This is a genomic window from Rothia sp. HMSC069C01 (assembly GCF_001814655.1).
In the GTDB taxonomy this organism is placed as follows: domain Bacteria; phylum Actinomycetota; class Actinomycetes; order Actinomycetales; family Micrococcaceae; genus Rothia; species Rothia dentocariosa.
Genome location: NZ_KV817375.1, coordinates 41,998 through 64,162 on the forward strand (window position 1 = coordinate 41,998; position 22,165 = coordinate 64,162).

Consider the following 22,165-nt stretch of genomic DNA (forward strand, 5'->3'; position numbering starts at 1 on the left):
CGCATCATGGGTAGAGGGTGTTTATGACGTGCGGTGTCGATACGGATAGTAGGTTTTCTCAGGCTAGAAAAGCTACCCTATCAACTATAGTGTGCGGGGCGGTCATGGTGCCAGGTACCCGCGTATTTTCGTCATATGTGTTGCCTCAGATTCCTATGCTCCATCGGGATAAACCCGCCGGTTCGTTGCCTGGTGAGGGCACAAAGCGGCGGGTCGAAAACGGTGCTGAGGGGTAAAACTAGCGGATGCTGCCCAGAACCGGGTTCCATTCGCCGATAGTGTAGGACTCGACGGCACCGCCAATTTTCATGGGGTCGTTCTTGACGATGGTCTCGGCGGCATCAAAAGAATCAACTTGAGCGATCAGGAGAGCACCTACGGACACCGAGTCTTTCAGAAGCGGACCGGAAACTACGATCGTACCTTCCTGAACGCGTGTAGAGAGGTATTCACGGTGCGCCGGACGATGTGCATCCTGAAGGGCTGGGTCTCCGTAGACGTAAGAAATGACATAGTATGCCATGACGGGTTCCTTTCCTGTGGTATTTACCGGTGGTTATCTGTCTCCAAGGGTACGCGCAGGGCGTAGACCCCAGTTACTCTACTATCTCACACCCGTATGAGAGCTCAGCATCACGAAGTACAGAGTGTACAAGGCTCCGAGCCACTATGATGGTACATATGTCGCTACCAGACCAGAGGCCTGCAATCCTTGATCCGTCCCGTATTCTCCCCGAAGCACGTGAGGCAGGGTACAGCTTCGTGCGTGTTTACGATGTTGTCGATACGACGAACACCGAAATTGTTCGGCGCCTTACACGCGGGGAACCGTGCGAACGTACCGAATTGGGGGAATTGTCGGTTTTTACCACCCTTTATATGACTGCCGGAAAAGGACGTATGGACCGCTCGTGGACAGCTCCTGCAGGTACTTGCTTAGCCACCAGCATTGTGGTGCGCCCCCATGCTGGTATTGGGCAGCAGCTGCCGATCACAAGCTACCATTGGCTGACCATGCTTGCCGGGCTGAGCGTGCTCGATGTCTGGCGTGAACTGGGGCTTGATGCCGCCTTAAAATGGCCCAATGATCTGGTCATTCAAGGTCGTAAGGCATGCGGTATTCTCGCCCTGCTCCTGAGCGAACCGACTCAAGCGCCGGGGGAGAAAGATCGCCTGAGCATTGTCGTGGGGATTGGGCAGAACCTGAATATGCGTGAAGACCAGGTGCCTGTACCGACCGCCACGAGCGCTCTTATCCAACGCGGTGAACCCGTTGATAACCATGTGGTTTTGAACCGTATGCTGACCATTTTTGCCCGTCGCTATCGTGAGTTTGTAAGTGTTGGGGGAGACCCCCAAAAAACTTTGTTGTGCGGACAGTCTCTGCTTGATCAGGCACGTGCCGCCACGGTGACGCTGGGAGCCGAGGTATCGGTGCACCTTCCTGATGGACGCATCGTCACCGGAGTTGCAACCGATCTTGATGCTCAAGGGCGCATCCTAATTCGTGATACAACCGGTGCCGTGCAGGCCTATTCCGTAGGAGACATTGAACATTTGCGTCCGGCAGATGGAAGCTACGGTAATTTTTATCCTGCCCTCAGACAGGAAGATTCTCCAACGCTAGCACCGTCTGAGATAACCCCTAATACTTCTGCAAAGGCATAAGCATGAAACTGCGTGGCAAACTCTACCCCGGCGAACAGACCATTATCCTAACGAGGGCTCATCCCGGCGCTCTTGTGGGAGCCTTCGTCTACCTGCTGGTGGCCTTTACCTCAGCAAGTTTTGCCTCGACCGCACGATCATCGGGGCTGCTCTTCTGGGCGGGCAGTGTGGTAGCTGCGGTTACCGCTCTGGTGGCTCTTCGTAAGATATGGCGCTGGTCTGTCACACGGTACGCTATCACTACGCATCGCATCATGATTATTAAGGGCCTGATGCGCCGTAAGGCTGACATATCCTTGCTGCTTGACGGCATGGGAAATCGTTGGGTTTCGCAGAGTAGCCTGGGCGCTTGGATGGGGTACGGATCTTTCCATGTTGATTATGCAGGAGGGTTTCGGCACCAGCTTATGCACCTTCCAAACCCCGAACGGTTCCGGAATATTGTCGAGCATGCCTGGCAGGACTACTATCCGTTACGTGTTAGTTATGTTTAGGGTCTAGCGGGCGAGATTTTTGCCTGGTAAGGGTAGAATAATGTGGGCAAGCATACTTTTTATGTCTGCCCGGAAGAGCACACGGGTATTCTTAATGTGAAATATTGCACCCGAATACAGTGTGCTGCATATATCCAGGGGACAAGGAAGGAGAACTCAACGCCTATGACTCATGAGAGCCTATCTGGCGATAGCGTTGAGGCTACCCCGTATAAGAATCCCCGAACGTTGGGTCCTGAAACCCAGATGTTGAATCTGCGTATTCTGCAGAACCTGGCGCAAAACAATATTTACCGTGACGAAACCTCAAAAGAAGGCGTACGCGTGCTTGAACGCGCCCTGCTGGGAGAGGGCCGCCGGTATAAACCTGGAGAAGCCGCTGCTGCCGCGCAGATGAGCCTTGAAGATGCTCGCCGGATCTGGCGCAATATGGGTTTTCCTGATATTCACGCCGCCGATCCCCATTTCACAGAACTCGACGTCAATATGCTCGAAGACCTGGAGAATCTCAACCGAACGAATCTTGTTGCGGAAGAGAGCATTGTCTCTTTGACACGTTCTGTAGGGCAGCTGACCGATCGCATTGTGGCGTGGCAGATTGAAACGCTGGTGCACGACATTATGGATCGTGATGGTGTAGACGATGCGCAGGCACGCCGTCAGCTTCTTTTCCGTCTTGCAGATCTCATGCCGGTTCTCGAAGAACTCGCGCTCTACGCTTACCGCCGTCAAATGTATACGGGTGTTCTTCGTCTCGCTCTGCGCGAGAATAAAAAGCTGGGGCCGGAACCGGCTCAGCTCCCCCTCGTGCGGGGTGTAGGTTTCGTTGATTTGGTGTCGTATACCTCCCTGGTTCGTAACCTGAGTGCCCCCGAATTAGCGCGTCTTATCAACCGTTTTGAGCAAAGCTGTCTCGATATTATTGCTCCGAGTGGCGGGCGCATCATTAAGACTCTAGGCGATGAAGTTTTCTTCCTCACGGAGGCTCCCGAGGCTATCGCCGAGATCAGTCTGAAACTGGCGGAGCAAATCGGAAAAGACCCTGAACTGCCAGAAGTGCGTGTAGCATTTATTTGGGGCGAGGTCCTGGCGAATCGTGGAGATGTTTATGGTTCGAGCGTAAACCTTGCTTCACGGCTGGTATCTCTCGCGGAACCTGGTTCTGTGCTGACCGATAGCGAGACCGCCGAAACGCTCAAAGAGTATGGCGACCGCTTTACTCTGACGTACCAAGGCACACGCAACGTGCGTAGCTTTGGTAATGTAGACCCTGTGGCGGTTACGCCCGGCGCTAGTTACATAACGGAGAACGATACATCATGGCAACTCCCTTGAACCTGACCCTGCGCACCGGTGGTGCGACTCATCGTGGGGCTCATCGTGACAACAACGAGGACTCGATGGCTGTAGCGGGGTCTCTATGCGTGGTGGCCGACGGTATGGGCGGTCACGAAGCGGGAGAGGTCGCATCGCGGTTGTGTGTACGTCAGCTGGCGTATTCGCATTTTTTTACTCGACCCGGCGGTATGAGCGAAGAAGAACAAGAAAACTACCGCCAGCGTGTCGAAAAGATTAAACAGGACTACCAAGATAAAAATTCAAAGCAACGTCATCGTCGTTTAACAAATGAACTGAACCATGAAATTGTGCGTGCCCTTGATCGCACACGTGAGATTTTGGGTGAAACGAACGACAGTATTAAAGATGCGCTCTCGCGTTCAGGCGGTACCACCGTAACCGGCGCGTGGCTTACCAATATAGGTCAGCAGTACCTGTGGGTTGTCTTTAATATTGGCGATTCTCGTACATACCGGTTGATGCGTGAAGACGATGGTATTCACCATGCTGAAATGGAACGCCTGCCGGGCAACGAGGGCAATGTATCTCTTGAGCAGGTCACTACTGATCACTCTGAGGTTCAATATCTGGTGGATGAAGGGCAGATTACTCAGCTTGAAGCCCTAACGCACCCGCGCAGAAATGTGATTACCCGTGCACTAGGTACAGGTAATTTTTGGGAACCCGATTTTTGGGTGCTTCCCGCACGAGCGGGCGACCGTCTGATGCTCTGCTCGGACGGTCTTTCTGGCGAGCTTTCCCATGAATATATGGCGCGTGTTCTTACTTCTATACGTCACCCGCAAGATGCCGCCGATGTGCTTCAGCATGAGGCGCTGCGCTCGGGCGGTCGCGATAATATTACCGTGATTGTTGCTGACGCCATAGAAGCGCAAGACTAGTCTTTCCCCGTGACATTAACCGGCGCATCGGGGAAAGCGAACGGTTAGACTAGTGGAGTGACTGAAAATCTTGCTGAAACTCCCGCATCCCTTGACCGTGCCCTCAAGGCGCTAGATTCGAGCGCTGAGCTGACCGATACTATTCGCGCCGAATATGCTGAGCTGACCGATACTATTCGCGCCGCCCGGCATGACTACTATCAGGAAGATGCCCCGACTCTCTCGGATGCCGAATACGATAAGCTCTACCGCAGGCTTGAGCAGATTGAGGCACAATATCCCGCGTTGATTGCTAACGATTCGCCTACCCAAGAGGTAGGTGGAGAAGTCAGCGAGGCTTTTTCGCCGGTAACCCATCTGGTACGCATGTACTCCCTTGAGGATGTTTTTTCTCTTGAGGAGCTTCGGGCATGGCTAACAAAGGCCGAGGAAAATACCCGTCTTCTCACCGGTGCCGCACCGCAGTGGCTTACGGAGCTGAAGATTGATGGTCTTGCGGTCAATCTGCTGTATCGTAACGGTGTGTTGGTGCGTGCGGCTACTCGTGGTGATGGCACTACGGGTGAGGATGTAACCCATAATGTGCGCACTATAGCCTCGATCCCGCAGAAATTAGCGGGGGAGAACCATCCGGCGGAGCTTGAAGTACGCGGTGAGGTTTTCATTTCATCGGCAGATTTCAAGAAACTTAACGAAAAAATGGTGTCTGAGGGGAAGAACCCGTTTGCTAATCCCCGCAATGCTGCGGCAGGTTCCCTGCGCCAGAAAGATCCTGCCGTGACCGCCGAACGCCCCCTGAGCATGTATGTTCACGGCGTGGGCTCGCGGGCTGGGCTAGAGGTAAACTCCCAGTACCAAACCTACGAGCAATTGGCCGCTTGGGGACTTCCCACCAGTCCGTACAGCAAACTTTTTACTTCAGTCGATGATATTCTTCGGTATATCGCCGAGTACGGTGAAAAACGCCATTCCCTGGTGCACGAGATCGACGGCATCGTCATCAAGGTCAACGACTTTGTAGCGCAAACTCAACTGGGGTACACCTCACGAGTGCCGCGCTGGGCTGTAGCGTATAAATACCCGCCCGAAGAGGTTAACACCAAGCTTCTCGATATTCGCGTGGATGTTGGGCGTACCGGCCGCGTGACCCCCTATGGTGTGATGGAACCCGTGCTTGTCTCGGGCTCTACCGTTGAACGCGCAACCTTACATAATCAGGATGTGGTGAAGGCCAAGGGTGTGCTTATCGGAGACACCGTGGTTCTTCGTAAGGCTGGCGACGTGATTCCCGAGATCGTGGGGCCTGTTGTTGCTCTTCGTAACGGTCATGAACGCGAGTTCGTTATGCCCACCGAGTGCCCTTCCTGCGGTACGACGTTGGCTCCCGGTAAAGAGGGCGACGTCGATATGCGCTGCCCCAATTACCGTTCCTGCCCGGCGCAGCTGACCGAGCGCATCTACTACGCCGCGTCGCGGGGTGCTTTCGATATTGAAGCACTCGGCTTTGAGGCGGCTAAGGCGTTGACAGCTCCCGCCGAGCCTGAGCAGCCTCCGCTCACGAGTGAGGCGTTCCTCTTCGATCTCACCGCCGAAGATCTACGCGATGTGAAAATTCGCCGCGAGAAGAAGGTCAAGGGGGTGGGTACCGGCAAGTTTGAGCTTGTTCCGTACTTCTATACGAAGCCCACGAAAGCAAAGCCAGACCCTGTTCCTACGAAGAACACACAAAATCTCTTCGTAGAGCTTGAGAAAGCAAAATCGCAGCCTCTCTGGCGCGTGCTTGTGGCCTTATCGATTCGCCATGTGGGGCCAACTGCGGCGCGAGCCCTTGCCACCGAATTTGGCTCTATGGATGCGATCGCCCAGGCTGACCGGGATAGGTTAGCGGCTGTTGATGGTGTGGGCGGCGTTATCGCCGATTCGATTATCGAATGGTTTGCAACGGATTGGCATCGCGAAATTCTTGCCCGTTGGGCGGATGCCGGTGTGCGTATGGAAGATGAGCGTGACGCGTCAATAGAACGCACGCTCGAAGGCGTGACCGTGGTTGTGACCGGAACCCTTGTGAACTATAGCCGTGACAGCGCGAAGGAAGCGATTATCGTGCGGGGCGGGCGTGCCTCCGGGTCTGTGTCTAAGAAGACCCATTTTGTGGTTGCCGGAGCCTCTGCGGGGTCAAAACTCGATAAGGCCGAGGCCCTGGGAATTCCGGTTCTTGATGAAGACGGGTTCACGAAACTTTTGGCCCACGGGCCCGATGCGCTAACACCGGGGGAGTAGGACTCTTACGCCGAGTTATCTACCAAATAACGGCGAAAGGTTACGCTGTAGCTGGTATTTGGTGTGGGGCAGCGCAGCTATGATGTACTGCGATGAAGGGCCTGAAACCCGGTAATAGAGTTGTTAACGCCCGAAAATAGCTCTATATGGGGTGACATAAGCACATAATCTCCCAAAGACCGTGCATATATGCTAAGGCGCGCCATCGCGCCGCAGAGCTGTTAAGTGGTTTGGACTCATGTCGTCATGAACCCTTAAAACACGCCGCAAGCGAAAAATTTTTTAAAAAATTTTTAAATGGGTGGAGGGTCACTATTACGAAATGATAAAGCCCACCCCCAGAAACAGAATATAGAAGAGTTGTTCTTGTATGCTTCCTTGGTATGGCAATGGATGAGTAGGAATCGAGGTTTTAAAAGTTTGAACTTAGCCTACCCTGAGTTAATTTACCTGGGAGTTCCCTGTGAGAACTCAGAACGCTTGCTGAGAGCATAGAAGAGGTTGGAATCTTGAGTTTTCTCAGCTATCTTTATCTGCAGAACGATTCCTTTATTGGGAGTCAATCAGAAATTTAGTTTTGGGACCGGAAACCCCAAAACGATGCCCGGTTCTACCGCACGTCCCCACGTGAGGATGCGCCTCTGCCGTCTACCCCGCAATACGCGACTATGGCGGAAGTGCGAATCACGTGGATAGCCGCTCACATGGTAGAGCCTCGACAAGTAATCAATTTGTTAAAACGGGTGAGCGGTAACGCTATGAAGCTCCGGGGACGGAGTGAGCGTGGATGGCCTTATTTGGAGCATTATGAAGAACACTTCCGCAATCCGCCGTACTGTTGCTGCTCTCGCTATTGGTGGTGCAGCTGCAGCCGCTGCCGCGCCTGCTGCAAACGCAGCACCGGCATCCACCTGGGATGCTTTGGCACAGTGTGAGTCCGGTGGTAACTGGGCAACCAACACTGGCAACGGTTTCTACGGTGGTCTGCAGTTCACCCAGCAGTCCTGGAACGGTGTCGGCATGTCCGGTTCCCCCATGAACGCTTCCCGTGAACAGCAGATTGAGGCAGCAGAGCGTCTGCTTGCACAGCAGGGCTGGGGCGCATGGCCCGCATGCTCCTCGAAGCTCGGTCTGTCCGGTAACGCAACCCCCTCCTACACCGATCCCGGTGCAGCTCAGCAGGAGGTAGCACCTCAGGCACAGGCTCAGCAGTCCTACTCCGAGCCCGTTCAGGAAGCAGCACCTGCTGCTCCCGCACCTACGACTCAGGCTCCTGCTCAGGAAGCTCCTGCAGCACCTGTTCAGGAAGCAGCACCTGCAGCTCAGGCACCCGCAGCAACCGCTGCTGGCACCTACACCGTGCAGTCCGGTGATACCCTCTCCGGTATCGCTGCTCAGCTCGGCGTTGCTGGTGGTTACCAGGCAATCGCAGCTGCTAACACCGACGTTGTCTACAACGTTGACCTGATCTTCCCCGGTCAGGTTCTGAACATCCCCGCATAATTTAGGGAGTTCACCTTAACGTAGACATATGAGCCCTACCTTCCTTTGGGAAGGTGGGGCTCATATGCGTCTAGGCACGATACTGCCCTTTTACACTCCAGACTTATGAATGCCAGAGCGAAAATCTATTCTGTGCAGGCTATAGGTTTGGAGTCCCTGTAAATCTAAAAACTCTCTTGCTAGATCACCGATACGTCAGCATATCTGCGAGCCGGCGGGTACACTAGATAGAGAATTGAAAGTATACCTAACGGAGAATCATGTCTGCCATCACCACCGAGCAGGTTAAGCACCTTGCCGAACTGGCACGCATCGAGATGACCGAGGACGAGCTCAACGCTATGGCGGCAGAGCTCGATATTATTGTCAGCTCGATGGAGCATCTGTCTGAAACCGTCACCCCAGACATACCCCCGACCAGCCATCCGATTTCGCTTCAGAACGTCTTGCGTGAAGATGTTGTGGGGCAGACCCTCACCCAGGAAGAGGCGCTTTCAGGTGCCCCCGATGCGCAGGATGGCAAATTCCGCGTGCCCGCAATTCTCGACGAAGACTAAGGGGAAGACGTGAACGAACTTATTGTGCTCACTGCGGCTGAAGCCGCTCAAAAACTTGCAGCCGGTGAGATTTCTGCCGTTGAGCTTACCCGGGCGCATATAGATCGCATTGAAGCAACCGATGGCACCCCACTCAGCGAGAACCGCGCTGACGGTAAAAGTGGTCTGAACGCTTTCCTGCACATCAACCGTGAGGAAGCCCTGGAGACCGCGCAGGCTGTTGATGCTGACCGTGCGGCAGGTCAAGAGCTGCCCGTGCTCGCTGGTGTACCCATCGCTGTTAAAGACTTGATCGTCACAAAGGGACAGCCCACCACCGCTGGATCGCGCATGCTTGAAGGATGGATGAGTCCCTATGACGGTACCGTAACTCGCAAGGTGCGTGCAGCACGCATGCCAATCTTGGGGAAGACTAACCTCGACGAGTTTGCTATGGGTTCCTCGAATGAGCACTCGGCATTCGGCGTAGTTCGTAACCCCTGGGCGCTTGATCGTGCCCCCGGCGGCTCTGGCGGCGGCTCTGCCAGCGCTGTTGCGGCTTTCCAGGCTCCCTTAGCTCTTGGAACTGATACAGGTGGATCTATTCGCCAGCCTGCCTCCCTCACCGGTTCTGTAGGCGTAAAACCGACCTACGGTTCGGTATCCCGCTACGGCGTAATTGCTATGGCGTCTTCGCTTGACCAAGTAGGTCCCTGCGCTCGTACCGTGCTTGATACCGCGATGCTTCACGAAGCTATCGCCGGTCACGACCCCATGGATTCTACCTCTTTGAATGAGCCAGTCGGTCCTTTTGCGGCTCAGGCTCTTGAGGGTGCCAACCCTGAATCCCTCAAAGGGATGCGCATCGGCGTTATTAAAGAACTCGGTGGCGGTTCCGGCAGTGGCTTCCAACAGGGCGTTCTTGACCGTTTCCACGACGCCCTAAAGTTGCTGGAGAAGGCTGGGGCTGAGGTTGTAGAAGTTTCGCTTCCTTCAGTGAAGGAAGCGATTAGCGCCTACTACATGATTATGTCCTCCGAGGTATCTTCAAACCTGGCAAAATACGACGGCGTGCGGTACGGTCTGCGCGTTATACCCGAAGACGGCCCTGTGACCATCGAGCGCGTTATGGCAGCTACCCGCGAAGCTGGTTTTGGCGACGAGACTAAGCGCCGCATCATTTTGGGTACCTATGCGCTTTCAGCGGGTAACTACGATGCCCACTACGGTGCGGCATTGCGCGTGCGCACCCTCATTCAACGTGATTACACCGCGGCTTTCGAGAAATGCGATGTGCTGGTTTCTCCGACTTCGCCAACAACCGCCTTCAAACTGGGTGAGAAAACTAAAGGTGACCCCATGGCGATGTACTTGGGTGACGTGGCAACCGTGCCGGTAAACCTTGCAGGGGTTCCCGCGATTTCGCTTCCGGCAGGCGTTGCTGACGAAGACGGACTGCCTGTGGGCATACAGTTCACCGCCCCCGCACGCGAGGATGCACGCCTGTACCGGGTGGGTGCCGGTTTGGAAGCGCTTCTGAATGATACCTGGGGCGCGCCGTTCTACACCCGCATTCCCAACACCGAAAATCTGATTAGCGACTTTGACTTTGGGGGTACCAAGTAATGAGTGAAGAAGTCCTCAGCTTCGAAGAAGCCATCGAGAAATATGATCCGGTGCTTGGTTTTGAGGTGCATGTAGAGCTCAATACAAACACCAAAATGTTCGATGCCGCTCCGAACGTTTTCGGGGATGAACCGAACACCAATATCACCCCGGTCTCGCTTGGGCTGCCCGGTGTGCTTCCCGTGGTGAACAAGGTTGCAGTTGAATCAGCTATTAAGCTGGGTCTTGCCTTGGGATGCGATATCGCACCTATCTCGTATTTTGCGCGTAAAAACTACTTCTACCCGGACTCCCCGAAGAACTTCCAGACCTCGCAGCATCACGGCCCTATCGCTGAGAATGGCAAGCTGGACGTGGAACTCGAAGATGGAACCGTCTTTACCGTTGAGATTGAGCGCGCGCATATGGAGGAAGACGCCGGTAAGCTCACCCATGTGGGCGGTGCCGACGGGCGCATCCAGGGCGCTGCATTCTCGCTGGTGGACTATAACCGCGCCGGTGTTCCGTTAATCGAGATTGTGACCCGCCCGATTGTGGGCGCTGGCGAACGTGCGCCTGAACTGGCACGCGCCTATGTTGCGGCGATTCGTGAGATTGTCAAAGGCTTGGGTATTTCGGACGCTCGCATGGAGCGCGGTAACGTGCGATGTGACGCAAACGTGTCGCTCATGCCCAAGGGGAGTGAGAAATTCGGTACTCGTTCGGAGACGAAGAATGTTAACTCCCTGCGCTCGGTGGAACGTGCGGTACGCTATGAGATTCGCCGTCACGCTGCTATTTTGGAGCGTGGTGAGAAAATTCAGCAGGAAACCCGCCACTGGCATGAGGATACCCGTGAGACTTCATCAGGGCGTCCCAAATCTGATGCTGACGATTACCGCTACTTTCCGGAACCCGACCTGGTGCCCGTGGTACCCGAGACGGCGTGGGTTGAAGAGCTGCGTGCAAGCCTGCCCGAGCCTCCTGCGGAACGTCGCCGCCGGTTGAAGGCGGAGTGGGGATACTCAGATGAAGAGTTCCGTGACGTGGTCAACGCTGGCGCTCTTGACGTTATTGAGCAGACTATTGCCGCCGGGGCTAGCTCATCCGCTGCCCGCAAGTGGTGGATGGGCGAGATCGCCCGCAAAGCTAAGCAGGCGGAAGTTGAACTAACCGATTTGGGAGTTGAACCCGCAACGGTGGTGGAGCTTGAAACGCTGATCGGCGAGGGTAAGATCAACGATAAGATCGCCCGTAAGGTTCTGGAGTATGTGCTTGCTGGCGAAGGTAAGCCTGCCGAGATCGTTGAGGCTCGCGGTCTTGCTGTGGTCTCTGACGATGGTGCGCTCACCGCCGCCGTTGAGGAGGCTCTGGCGGCCATGCCGGATGTTGCCGATAAGATTCGTGCCGGTAAGGTTCAGGCAGCGGGCGCAATCGTTGGCCAAGTCATGAAGGCTACCCGAGGTCAGGCGGATGCGGCTCGCGTGCGTGAGCTTATTCTGCAGGCCTGCGGTGTGGAAGGCTAATTACCTAAGCACCCTGATAAATGCTATAACTGGGTGCTAAAAAGGCTCTTTATCCGAATAAAGCGTATTTTTTATCGCTTTATTCGGATAAAGAGCCTTTTTATGCTGAATAGAGTGCAGCAGCGCGATGAGTAAGGGATAAGCCCGCAGCAGACACGCGGCACATTCACCCTCATACGGTAAAGTAGTGATATGCAGCATAGTAAACTGGATAGGAAAGCATGAAGATTATACGAAGTCTCAGCTCGGGGACCCTCCTAATGCTTATCGTGCTTACTTTTGTGCTTGCTGTAAGTTCGGTGCTTGAAAGTGTGCTCATTAAGTACCTTTCCGATGCCGTTATCACGGACGATCGTAAGCTTTTTCTCCTGATGTTTCTTGCCGTGCCCGTATACCTTATCGTCGATACATTTTTTCATTACGCATGCCAGTATCGTGCCGCTCTCGCTGGGGTGCAGATTCAGAATAATCTGCGTGCAGAACTGTTCCGCCGCATCGGGCTTTCTCCCGTAGCGCGGTTGACGGGCAGGAGCTCCGAATATTATTTTTCGCAGTTCACGAGTCAGCTTGAAAACATTAAAACCAACTATATTGACGTTATTTTCTGGGGCGGGTACCTTGCCACGCAGCTTATTCTCGCCATTGTCGCTGCTTTTATTCTGAACCCGTTCATGGCGTGCGCTGTTCTTGCGCTGAGCCTGCCGGTGGGTTTGATGCCGATGCTGACTCGAAAACGTATTGGCGCCGTGACGAAAGTTTATGCTTCGCGGACCGACGCGTTGAACGAGGTTAGCGGTGATGCGCTCCGCAGTGCTTTGGGGTGGAAGATCCTGGGCGCATACTCATTCGTGGCTAAACGCTTTTCTGAAGAATTGAGTGAATGGTACGTGGCGGCGCGGAGCTATCAGCGCACGCAGGAGCGTGTAGACGCCGTCAATAGTATGTTCACGAAACTTCTGTATTTGGGAACGTGGCTTGCCGGTGGGGCGTTGGTGCTCTCGGGGCTATCGAGCGTGGGCGAGGTGGTCGCTTTTGCCCAGTTGACCGGTATGATTTGCATGCCGCTGTTTATGTCTACGGGTTTGCTGACCCAGTATTATGCAGGTCGTGAGATTATCCGCAAGATTAATGCGGAAGTACCCGCTGTGGAAGATGACCGATCGGGTGGGCCTCTCACACTGGACGCAATTACCTATCGTGACGTCAAGCCGTTGGGCGAAAAGTCGGCGGGGTGTGGTGTGAGTTTCATATTTGAGACTGGTAAAAAGTATCTGGTGATTGGCGCATCCGGCTCGGGCAAATCTACGCTTTTCAAACCTCTTTTTGGAAATCACCCCGAATACAGCGGAACTATTGAGGTGCATGAATCGGCGCAAGTGCGCGATCTGCGTGAGATTGCCGAACAGGATATGCACGCTTCCTTGGGTCTGCTTGCGCAGGACAGCCATCTGCTGCACGATAGCCTGCGCGAAAATATTCGCCTGTACGATCCGTCGGTGCCGGATGTGCAGATTCTCAGGGCTTGTGAGCGCGCAGGTCTGGGTGAATGGGTTTCCGTGAGGGGTCTTGACTATATGCTGAGCGACGATTTGAGGTCGCTTTCCGGCGGAGAGAAACAGCGTATCTTGCTTGCACGTATGCTCCTGCACGAACGCTCTTTCTACATTGTGGATGAGCTTACCACTGGGTTGGACCACGCTACGGCGGGACGGGTTGAGCGTGCTCTTTTCGAGAGCATGAAAGGGTTCGTTTACATTACGCACCGTACGGTTCCCGAGATTTTGGCGGCGGTCGATGAGGTGCTTGTCATGGAAGACGGCGAGCTTGTAGCCTCCGGAACCTGGGATGATGTGCACGCGGCCGCCCTAGAACGCGGGCTTGTGGGGCATTCCTGACAACCTGCTAAAAAGGCTCTTTATTCCAATACAGCGTATTATTCGCCGCTTTATTGGAATAAAGAGCCTTTTTTGTGCCCCGAGGAAGGGGACACATTGGAAGGGTATACCCGCTTATTCGGTAATCCCCAGATTCGTCAGGATAAAGGCGTAGTCCCACGCGATCTCACGCCAGCGGGCTGGAGCATGCAGATTCCGAGCGCGCGAGGTACCAAATCTGCGTGCGGAAGGGTATACCCGCTTATTTGGTAATCCCTAGGTGTGTGAGGATGAAGGCGTAGTCCCACGCGATCTCACGCCAGCGGGTATACCGCCCGGAACCGCCTCCATGTCCGCCGGTCATGTCGATCTTCAACAGTGGGGTGGGGGATGACGGGTCGATGGTTTCGCGCAGTTTTGCAATCCATTTGGCGGGCTCCACATAGAACACGCGTGTATCGTGCAAGCTGGTTACTGCCGCGATGGCGGGGTAGCGCACGGGGCGGATGTTCTCGTAGGGGGTGTAAGACTTCATGTACTCGTACACTTCCTTATCCTCAATGGGGTTGCCCCATTCCTCCCATTCCAAAGCAGAAAGCGGCAGGTCAGGGTCAAGGATGGTGGTGAGTGCATCCACGAAGGGGACCTGGGCTATTGAGACCGCATATTTCTCAGGAGCCAGGTTCAGCACGGCACCCATGAGCAGTCCGCCCGCGGAACCACCGTAGCAGGCGATACGTGCAGGGTCCACCCATGGCTTGGTCGCTAGGTAATCGGTGACATCCACAAAATCAGTGAATGAGTTCTTCTTGTGCAGCTTCTTGCCGTTGAGGTACCAGGTGCGCCCCATCTCGCCGCCACCGCGAATATGCGCAATCACGTACACCACCCCGCGGTCCAGAATCGACAGTGTGGGGATAGAGAACATGGGGTCCATCGAAATTTCGTAGGATCCGTAAGCGTACTGAAGCACCGGATGCGGCTGCGTCAGGTCAAGATCGGCACGGTGAATCACCGAAATGGGGATGAGGGTTCCATCGGCGGCGGGTGCCCAGTCACGGTAGGCACGATAATCCTCACGCTGGTAACCCCCAAGCACCGGGGTCTCACGGCGCAGAAGCAGGGTCTGCGACATGGGGAAGTAATCGTATACGCGGCGCGGAGTTAGGAATGAGGTATAGGCGATGCGGATAACCGGGGAATAGTTCTCGGCACGCAGCACGCCAGCGGTGTACAGTTCTTCATCGAACCCGGCAGGCTCCATGAACGTGATGCCTGCGGGCTTCTTGCGGCGCCACTGCACGGGCAGCTGCTCCCGCGGGGCAAGGAACAGGCGGGTGGTCGTATCCGCGCGGGCGGTCACCACCAGGTGGGTCGCAGAGAGCGTGAACCCTTCGAGGCGAACATTTTCGCTGTGGCGAATTACCGGAACCCAACGTTTCGAATATTCCTCTAAAGATTCGCCGTCCTGCGGCATATCGGCGAGCACCAGCTCTGAGTTCAGCGCCTTATAGTCGTGCTGAATCAGCAGATGGGTTTCACCGGCAATCGTGATCGGCTCCGCCTGGTACTCGATGCGCGCATCCCTCGGAATGATCACGCGCGGCGTGCTCTTCGGCTCGGCAATAGGCACCAGGCTAACCTCGGTAAACTCGGAGTTGCCGCTGGAGAGTACGATTGATGAACGGTCGGCGCTCATTGCAGAGCCCAGCCACATGGTGGGGTCAGTTTCCTCGTAGATCAGGTGGTCTTCGGTGCCCGCCCCAATATCGTGCACATACACGCGGTAGGGCCGCCACGAATCGTCCGGCACAGTGTACACGAGCTGCTGCGCATGGTTGATGAAGAACGACCCGCCGCTAATATTCGGGATGGTATCGGGCAGGAACTCGCCGGTTTCCAGGTTGAGGAAGCGCTGCTCGTAACGTTCGTCGCCCTTCTCGTCCACAGAAATGCTCAGGAGCTTACCGTTACGTGAAGGCTGGAACACGCCGAGTGCGAAGAACTCCATGTCTTTGGCGTAATCATTGCAGTCAAGCACCACCGATTCGCCCTCTAGCGGCTCGCCGGGCTTAATAACCGGGGGAGTGTAGCGCACCACCTCGTCGCCCTCATGCAGGGCAGGGTAACGGTAGAAAATCGGGTACTGACCGCCGGGAACCATGCGGCTGTAATACCACCAATCGCCGATGCGGTTCGGCACCGTCAAATCTGTGAGCAGGGTGCGGGACTTAATCTCCTCAAAGATGCGCTCGCGTAGCGGCTGCTGATCCGCTGTGACGGCGGCGGTGTAGTCTGCCTCCGCGTTCAGGTAGTCGAGGACTTCCTGATTTTCTTTATCGCGCATCCACTCGTAATGGTCGATAAAAGTATCACCGTGATACTCACGAATATGCTCAACCTTTTTAGGGACGGGGACGAGGGGAACTTCTTCTGTCTGCGTGGTGTTCGATACGTCGCTCATGGGGCTCTTTTCTCGTAGTAGTCCTGGATAAATATGCTTGCTATCTAGTGTAACGAGGCAGTACACATATCGTCCTAGAAATCTCCGAATTGAGGTAGCCCGCATGTCGCGGTTGTCTCAGTATGTGTGGCTGATTTCTTTGAGATTAGGGGAACATATATTTATCCCAGTATCCTGCGGCAGGTTCGATCTGCTCGACAATATCTACCCATAATCCTGAAGGGTCCGAAAACCCAAAACGGCGTTGCCCATAAGGCTCATTGGTTAGAGGATAGGTTATGTCGAGTCCCTGAGCTTTGAGATCGTTATAGGTGGCGGTGGCATCTTGAACTTCAAGCTCAAGGCATATCCCAATTCCGTTGAAATTTTCAGATCCGGGAGGTGCAGAAGGATGATCGGGCGTCATGAACGCGATAGATGTAGCTCCGTCTTGAGAAGCAAGAAGAGTAAACCACGAGCTGTCAAAGATAATTTGGAAGTCAAAATAAGACGTCCAGAAGTCTCGGGAAGAGTCTTTCACGGGGGTAACGACGAGGGGGTAGCGGTCGATGAAATTCATGTATTCCTCCTACATATACGGGTAATTAGGATCCAAAAAGTTTCACATACTCTAGGTATGTTAAAAATATCTGGCATACTTTGGGTATGTCAATGTAAAAGGGGAAAGGTATGGAAGGACAGCGTGCCGCCCAGCGTGAAGCTACTGTCTCAGCGCTTGTAACCGAGGCTCGCCAAAGGTTTGCTCGTGATGGCTATACCAGCGTGCGGATAGACGATATCGTCTCTTCGCTTGGTATCACTAAAGGGGCTCTATATCATCATTTCAAAAATAAGAAAGACCTATTCCGTGCTGTCGTCTGTGAGGTGCAGCGGGATGTAGGGCGTCAGATTGAAGATGCGGCTCGGTCGTGCGCCACCCCTTGGGAAGAGTTAGTAGAGGGCAGCAAAACTTTTATTCTTGCATCAATAGAACCAAATGTGCGGCGGATCATGTTAGTAGATGCGCCTGCCGTTCTGGGGTGGCATGAATGGCGGGCGCTCGATGAATCGTCTTCAATGGTGCTCTTGGCTGGCATCCTCAAGACCCTTATGGAACAGGAAATTATTGCAAAGCAGCCGGTGGAGCCTCTTTCACATCTGCTTTCTGGCGCGATGAATGAGGCAGCGCTGTGGCTGGCCGAAACCGACTCCCCAGATGCTTTAGAAGACACGATGAAAACCTTAACGAGGCTTCTTGAATCGTTACGGATTTCAGCTTGAAAGCGTCCTGCGCGATCGTTCTGATAGATCGCGTCAGTTGATTTGAAAGAGCAGATTTGTGCAGCAGCATGATGGTGCGATTCATTGTTCAGCCTGCCGCAGCAGGCGAGCCCCACGGAGCCAATGCCTGCGCTGGACATAGAAATCTGCAGCGGTGTATCTGTCGACGCCATATCTAGGGATGTGCGCAGTGACCCTTGATAGACAGCTCAACTTCCGTTTCACTATGCTTGAAAGGTGATGCTGAGTTTTCAGCGTCTTTCACAGCTTATATAAGGAGGAAATATGGCACAGATTGCTCTCGTCACCGGCGCAAGCCGCGGTATTGGTAAGGCGACTGCGGTTCGACTGGCGCAGCTGGGGTATCACGTGATTGCACAGCACCGCGTGGAGAACCCGGACTTCAGCGAGGTAGAGGCTGCCGCATCGGAACACGGAGTAAAAGTAACACCTGTACAGGCTGATTTCTCAGACCCGCAGTCCGTTTCTGACTTCCTGACTCACGTGAAGGATGCGCTGGGTGGGGATACCCTCGACGTTGCTGTGCTCAACGCAGGTGTTGGTACGCAGGGAACCTTCCAGGAGCTCAATGGAGAGGCTCTGCGCAGTCTGCTGCAGATCAATACGGTTGCCCCCTACGAACTTGCTGCCGGGCTGGTGCCGCTTATGAGCGCACCGGGCGGGCGTTATATTTTTACCGGGTCGGTGCTGACTCGCTACGCGTTCCCTGCCATGACGGGCTACGGCATGAGTAAGATTGCACTGGAGTACCTGGTGCGTAATATGGCGGTTGAGCTTGGACCTCAGGGGATTACGGTGAACCTTGTGGCGCCTGGCGTGGTCGATACTGACATTAACGCCGCCTGGCTGCGCGATAATGCGGAGGCAGCCGAATTCGTGAAATCCGGCAACGCGATGAAGAAGGTTACCCAGCCTGAGGACGTAGCAGAAGTAATTGGTCTGCTGACTCAGAACGCATCGCAAACAATTACCGGGCAGATTATCGACGTCTCGATGGGCGATAAGCTCTAAATCCTGACGTCCGCGAGCAGGTAGGACTTGGCCGAGCCCTACCTGTTCCGGACAAAAACCACCTGTTCGCGGCAAAACTTTATGGTGTGAGAGACACACATCTTGAGGAGTCACACATGTACGACTTTAAACGCGAGGGTTTTCCCGGTTTTCCTCTAGGGCAGAAGATTGAATTCTACGGGCAGAAACTCCCGGAGCCGAGGATGGTAGTTACCGATCTGCCGGGCACAGACAGGAGCATCCGTACACTTCATAGTCGTCTCGCTCTTGAAGGCTCAGAACATAGTAGTATCGCATGCCAACTTGGAGAAGACGACCTTGTTTCTCTGATTGAAATTTCATGGGCTGATGGCGATGAATTCTCTTTTGAGGGGCTGCCTCTGGCTGGGCTTTCTGCCGAAGAACTCGTGGCTCAGCTGAGAGAACGGGGCATAGCGGCAGAGGTTGGTTCCGTGACGGTGGAACTGCCGGAATTTAATATTTCTTTCTTCTTTTTCGAGGATGTTCCCCGCACGATCTCCTGGCAGACGCCTGAGGCTTTCTAGCGTCCCTCAGTACTTTTGCGTATCCAGCTGTGCGCGGTGTCTATACCCTTCCGAGCAGGTAGGATTTGACCGAGTAGGTAGAAAAATCTTACCTGTCCGTGTCGAAAACCACCTGCTCGCGGGGATGCCGGGTTTTATTCGCCAGTTTCCAAAACTCGTTTGAGGCCTGCCAACACAAACGACCAGCCCCGAGGTGAGGCCACATTCTGCGCCGTAACGGGAGAGTCTTCTAGGCGGTCGTGGGTGACCGTGAGTTTCGTGGCACCATCCGTCCACGGCTCAAGCTGCCAAGTAACGCGGCTTGCCGGTTCGTGTGCCGCATCGGGAAGATAAAGCGAGCGCCACTCTATGACGAGAAGCCGCGGCGGGTCAGACTCCAGAATCGCGCCGTCTCCCCAAACTTCCCGCCCGTCTGGGGAAAGGTAGCGCAGGCGACCCGGCTCGTCCTCGGTGACTTCAACCCGCGAACCAAAGAAATACTGAGAGGTGAACTCGGGCTGTGTGATCGCCTCCCACACGCGCTGCGGCGGGGTGTTTTGAATAATTACCGAGCTGATGATCCTCTGGGGACGTGGGGGAGTGCTTGGGTTATCGGCGGTGCTCATGATTCTTCCTCCTCTAAATTCTTCTGCGGGTCAAGAAGTGCTGAACTTTGGTGGGCGGTGTATTTATCGATCCAACGGTCATGGATACGGCGGATCGGCACAGCGTTGAGGTAGTGGAGCTTTTGGCGGCCTGAGCGCTGTGTGATCACAAGGTTTGCTTCTTCGAGGATGCTCAGATGCTTGGCCACTCCGAAGCGAGTCATTCCCAAACCTTCTTCAAGCTGTCCCTGGGTGAGGCCCCCGGTGGTATAGAGCTTATCGAGCAGCTTTCTGCGGGTGGGGTCTGCGAGAGCTTTGAAAACTGCATCATCATCCATACTTCGACAATATGTGACTATATGGTCACATGTCAAGGGTGGGTCTGCTTGGGTACTTGCAAGAAGCGGGTTTATGGCCGAGCAGATAGAAAAATCCTACCTGCTCGGGACAAAAGCCATCTCTGCTTGTGGGTGGAGAACAGGAAGAGCTGTCTACCTGCTGCGTCCTTTGGCGCGCATGAGGGTGCGACGGCCGCTCTTGTTCGCTTTGGTAAATCGACGGTTTTGCTCGCGGTACGCACGCTCATCTGCACGCAGGCGCTGATTTTCAGATTCGCGGCGCATCCGCTGGTAACGGTCGAAGCGCTCGGCATCCAAAAGCCCGGAACCGAGAGCCTCACGCACCGCGCATCCAGGTTCGCTGCGATGCGCACAATCCGTATAGCGGCATTTAGCGGCAAGAACCGAAATATCCGTAAAAGTCTCGTCGATGGCGTGAGGATCAGTTGTCGCTGCCAGTGCACGAACACCTGGCGTATCAATGACCACAGCATGTTTACCCACGAGCATGTGGCGAGAAGTTGTGGTGTGCCTGCCCTTGCCGTCGGAGGCACGAACACCTGAGACAACCTGCGGGATCGTCCCAGGCGCACCGCTAAAATACGTGTCTCCGAGCATCGTATTCACAAGTGTAGATTTTCCTGCACCGCTACGCCCCAGTAAAACTGCCGTTTTGCCGGTTAGGGATGCGTAGAAATCCGCAATACTCGCCAGCGAATCCACACTGACCGTATGAACTGCATCTACATCGCGGCCTAAAGAGCTGCGGTAGTCCTCAAATGCATCTGCGGAACATAAATCGGTTTTTGTTAGCACCAGAACCGCTTCACACATGCTGGAGCGCGCCAGTGCCACGTACCGTTCGATGCGTCCCACCGAAGGCTCGGGGAATACTGGCTCCACAATGCATAGCGCATCAACATTCGCTGCTACCGGCTGCGCAGTTGAGATGCGCGTAGCACTCGGGCGGTCCAGGTAAGTGCGGCGCGGCAGAATAGCGAGCAGGACGGTGTGGTCTGGGTGCGCGTCAAGCAAAACCCAGTCACCAACGACTGGAAGACTCTCGGTCTCGTCATCATGCGGGGCAGTGGAGAGTGTCACCGAAAACGTATGCAAAGGTACGGCAGAGTCCGGGGCATCCGGGAAAGGAGCACCTATGGCCTCGAACCGGGTGCGGTGGATCGTGCTGACTCGGGCGATCGCGAGTTCGTGAAGATCGAGATTATCAGCGTAAGCGGCGGCTACAGCTTGCCCGTGCCAGAGGGCATCGTAGCCCAAAGACATAAGAGTAAAAGTAGACATTAAAATCCTCAAAATCTTGAGTAGTTACTGCCTCGCGAACAGATAGGATCTGACTGAGCAGGTAGAAAAACCCTACCTGCTCGGGACAAAAACCACCTGCTCGCGAGAAGGGAAAGGTTATAGCAGATTCGTGCGTGCACCCGAGCGGATGCGTCGCGCAGCGGCATGCACTAGAACAAGACCTGCGAGTGACCAGAGTACGCAGACTAACACCTCAGTCACGACTGTTGAATCCACCACTTCAGAAGAGCCGCTCACCAAAGCAATCGTTCGTCCGCCGGGAACCAATGTACACAATGTCGCCAGCCACGCTGGGTATGCATCTACCGGCACGATTACGCCCGCACTGATAGGCAGAAGCGCTCCTAAGATAGTTCCTCCCAGGTATGGGTCGGCAAGATACAGCCCCAGCCCAGCGGCGAAAACACCCAGGCATATGCCCGCCATGAGAGTCAGGGGTAAGAGCGTCACAGAACGCACAAGCATGGACAGGCTACCTTCAAGGGAACCACCGAAACCAGCATAGGCAGCTGCAACACCCAGGTTCGTGATGCCAGTGATCAGAGCTAAAAGCACGGGCATTGCAGAGACTCCCAGCCAATAAGCCGCATCAAACCGTCGGGCGGTGCACACCTGCTCGAACACTCCCAGCCAGCGGTCGGTCGCCGCGCGTGCCACAACGCCGGCCGCCACGCCGAGTACCACGCTTGCCAGGGCAGAGGCGCATGCGATCCGCACAGGATCAGGTGCGGAAAGATCGCGTCCTAGTAGAACGCTGAACAGCACGCTCATCCCCGGTACGACCACGAGGGTGCTGAGTGCCGTACCAACTGTGGCGAAGGTGATGGATGAAGACCACCCAACCTTGGCGGTACTGTTCAGGCGATAGAGAAAGTTCGTTCGTTTAAACATCG

20 protein-coding genes are annotated in these 22,165 nt (G+C 54.8%); 13 read left to right on the top strand and 7 right to left on the bottom strand.

Annotated elements, in window-relative coordinates; genetic code table 11:
* Positions 1-238: 238 nt before the first annotated feature.
* On the bottom strand, positions 239-523 hold the full coding sequence (locus HMPREF2981_RS00160) for a YciI family protein (protein ID WP_004006185.1): 285 nt from the start codon (positions 521-523) through the stop codon (positions 239-241).
* A gap of 158 nt (positions 524-681) precedes the next feature.
* On the opposite strand from HMPREF2981_RS00160, the gene HMPREF2981_RS00165 reads away from it, so the two are divergent.
* From HMPREF2981_RS00165 to HMPREF2981_RS00210, 10 genes are all read left to right on the top strand, one after another.
* On the top strand, positions 682-1,668 hold the full coding sequence (locus tag HMPREF2981_RS00165; protein ID WP_168165913.1) for a biotin--[acetyl-CoA-carboxylase] ligase: 987 nt from the start codon (positions 682-684) through the stop codon (positions 1,666-1,668).
* A gap of 2 nt (positions 1,669-1,670) precedes the next feature.
* On the top strand, positions 1,671-2,162 hold the full coding sequence (locus HMPREF2981_RS00170) for a PH domain-containing protein (RefSeq protein ID WP_048778631.1): 492 nt from the start codon (positions 1,671-1,673) through the stop codon (positions 2,160-2,162).
* A 165-nt stretch (positions 2,163-2,327) separates the two neighbouring features.
* Positions 2,328-3,497 (top strand): adenylate/guanylate cyclase domain-containing protein, encoded by a 1,170-nt coding sequence (locus tag HMPREF2981_RS00175; RefSeq protein ID WP_048755129.1) that lies wholly within the window; start codon positions 2,328-2,330, stop codon positions 3,495-3,497.
* On the top strand, positions 3,482-4,402 hold the full coding sequence (locus HMPREF2981_RS00180) for a PP2C family protein-serine/threonine phosphatase (RefSeq protein ID WP_004006189.1): 921 nt from the start codon (positions 3,482-3,484) through the stop codon (positions 4,400-4,402). Before HMPREF2981_RS00175 ends, HMPREF2981_RS00180 begins: the two co-directional genes overlap by 16 nt.
* A gap of 129 nt (positions 4,403-4,531) precedes the next feature.
* A complete protein-coding gene (gene ligA / locus HMPREF2981_RS00185; protein WP_246825175.1) occupies positions 4,532-6,682 on the top strand; it encodes an NAD-dependent DNA ligase LigA in 2,151 nt (716 codons plus the stop codon).
* Positions 6,683-7,489: 807 nt separating this feature from the next.
* Positions 7,490-8,185 carry a transglycosylase family protein gene (locus HMPREF2981_RS00190; RefSeq protein WP_172461385.1) on the top strand — a complete coding sequence of 232 codons (696 nt, stop codon included), beginning with the start codon at positions 7,490-7,492 and terminating at the stop codon, positions 8,183-8,185.
* 260 nt (positions 8,186-8,445) lie between these two features.
* Entirely contained in the window at positions 8,446-8,742 is a 297-nt protein-coding gene (gene gatC / locus HMPREF2981_RS00195; protein WP_004006192.1) for an Asp-tRNA(Asn)/Glu-tRNA(Gln) amidotransferase subunit GatC, read from the top strand.
* A gap of 9 nt (positions 8,743-8,751) precedes the next feature.
* Entirely contained in the window at positions 8,752-10,347 is a 1,596-nt protein-coding gene (gene gatA / locus HMPREF2981_RS00200) for an Asp-tRNA(Asn)/Glu-tRNA(Gln) amidotransferase subunit GatA (RefSeq protein ID WP_070659857.1), read from the top strand.
* Positions 10,347-11,852, top strand: coding sequence for an Asp-tRNA(Asn)/Glu-tRNA(Gln) amidotransferase subunit GatB (gene gatB, locus HMPREF2981_RS00205; protein ID WP_070449156.1), 1,506 nt, complete (start codon positions 10,347-10,349; stop codon positions 11,850-11,852). The genes gatA and gatB overlap by 1 nt, the downstream gene beginning before the upstream one ends.
* Before the next feature lie 221 nt (positions 11,853-12,073).
* Complete coding sequence (locus HMPREF2981_RS00210; protein ID WP_070659860.1) at positions 12,074-13,747, top strand: ATP-binding cassette domain-containing protein; 1,674 nt, start codon at positions 12,074-12,076, stop codon at positions 13,745-13,747.
* 241 nt (positions 13,748-13,988) lie between these two features.
* Here the strand turns inward: HMPREF2981_RS00210 and HMPREF2981_RS00215 are convergent, their stop codons facing one another.
* Complete coding sequence (locus tag HMPREF2981_RS00215) at positions 13,989-16,190, bottom strand: S9 family peptidase (RefSeq protein WP_070659863.1); 2,202 nt, start codon at positions 16,188-16,190, stop codon at positions 13,989-13,991.
* Between the two features lie 145 nt (positions 16,191-16,335).
* Positions 16,336-16,749, bottom strand: coding sequence for a VOC family protein (locus HMPREF2981_RS00220; RefSeq protein WP_048755122.1), 414 nt, complete (start codon positions 16,747-16,749; stop codon positions 16,336-16,338).
* A 110-nt stretch (positions 16,750-16,859) separates the two neighbouring features.
* Between HMPREF2981_RS00220 and HMPREF2981_RS00225 the strand changes: the two genes are divergently transcribed.
* From HMPREF2981_RS00225 to HMPREF2981_RS00235, 3 genes are all read left to right on the top strand, one after another.
* Positions 16,860-17,450, top strand: a complete 591-nt coding sequence (locus HMPREF2981_RS00225) for a TetR/AcrR family transcriptional regulator (protein ID WP_070659866.1) — start codon at positions 16,860-16,862, stop codon at positions 17,448-17,450.
* A 285-nt stretch (positions 17,451-17,735) separates the two neighbouring features.
* Positions 17,736-18,482: an SDR family NAD(P)-dependent oxidoreductase gene (locus HMPREF2981_RS00230; RefSeq protein WP_070659869.1), complete on the top strand. Its 747-nt coding sequence runs from the start codon at positions 17,736-17,738 to the stop codon at positions 18,480-18,482.
* 116 nt (positions 18,483-18,598) lie between these two features.
* Complete coding sequence (locus HMPREF2981_RS00235; RefSeq protein WP_023133871.1) at positions 18,599-19,027, top strand: hypothetical protein; 429 nt, start codon at positions 18,599-18,601, stop codon at positions 19,025-19,027.
* A 134-nt stretch (positions 19,028-19,161) separates the two neighbouring features.
* On the opposite strand, the gene HMPREF2981_RS00240 is transcribed toward HMPREF2981_RS00235, so the two are convergent.
* The 4 genes from HMPREF2981_RS00240 to HMPREF2981_RS00255 all read right to left on the bottom strand — a co-directional run bounded on the left by HMPREF2981_RS00240 (position 19,162) and on the right by HMPREF2981_RS00255 (position 22,163).
* Positions 19,162-19,632 (bottom strand): SRPBCC domain-containing protein, encoded by a 471-nt coding sequence (locus tag HMPREF2981_RS00240; RefSeq protein ID WP_048778646.1) that lies wholly within the window; start codon positions 19,630-19,632, stop codon positions 19,162-19,164.
* Positions 19,629-19,949, bottom strand: a complete 321-nt coding sequence (locus tag HMPREF2981_RS00245; protein ID WP_048778647.1) for an ArsR/SmtB family transcription factor — start codon at positions 19,947-19,949, stop codon at positions 19,629-19,631. The genes HMPREF2981_RS00240 and HMPREF2981_RS00245 overlap by 4 nt, the downstream gene beginning before the upstream one ends.
* Before the next feature lie 153 nt (positions 19,950-20,102).
* Positions 20,103-21,251: a ribosome small subunit-dependent GTPase A gene (gene rsgA / locus HMPREF2981_RS00250; RefSeq protein ID WP_246825173.1), complete on the bottom strand. Its 1,149-nt coding sequence runs from the start codon at positions 21,249-21,251 to the stop codon at positions 20,103-20,105.
* Between the two features lie 117 nt (positions 21,252-21,368).
* Complete coding sequence (locus HMPREF2981_RS00255; RefSeq protein ID WP_070659874.1) at positions 21,369-22,163, bottom strand: ABC transporter; 795 nt, start codon at positions 22,161-22,163, stop codon at positions 21,369-21,371.
* Positions 22,164-22,165: the final 2 nt, after the last annotated feature.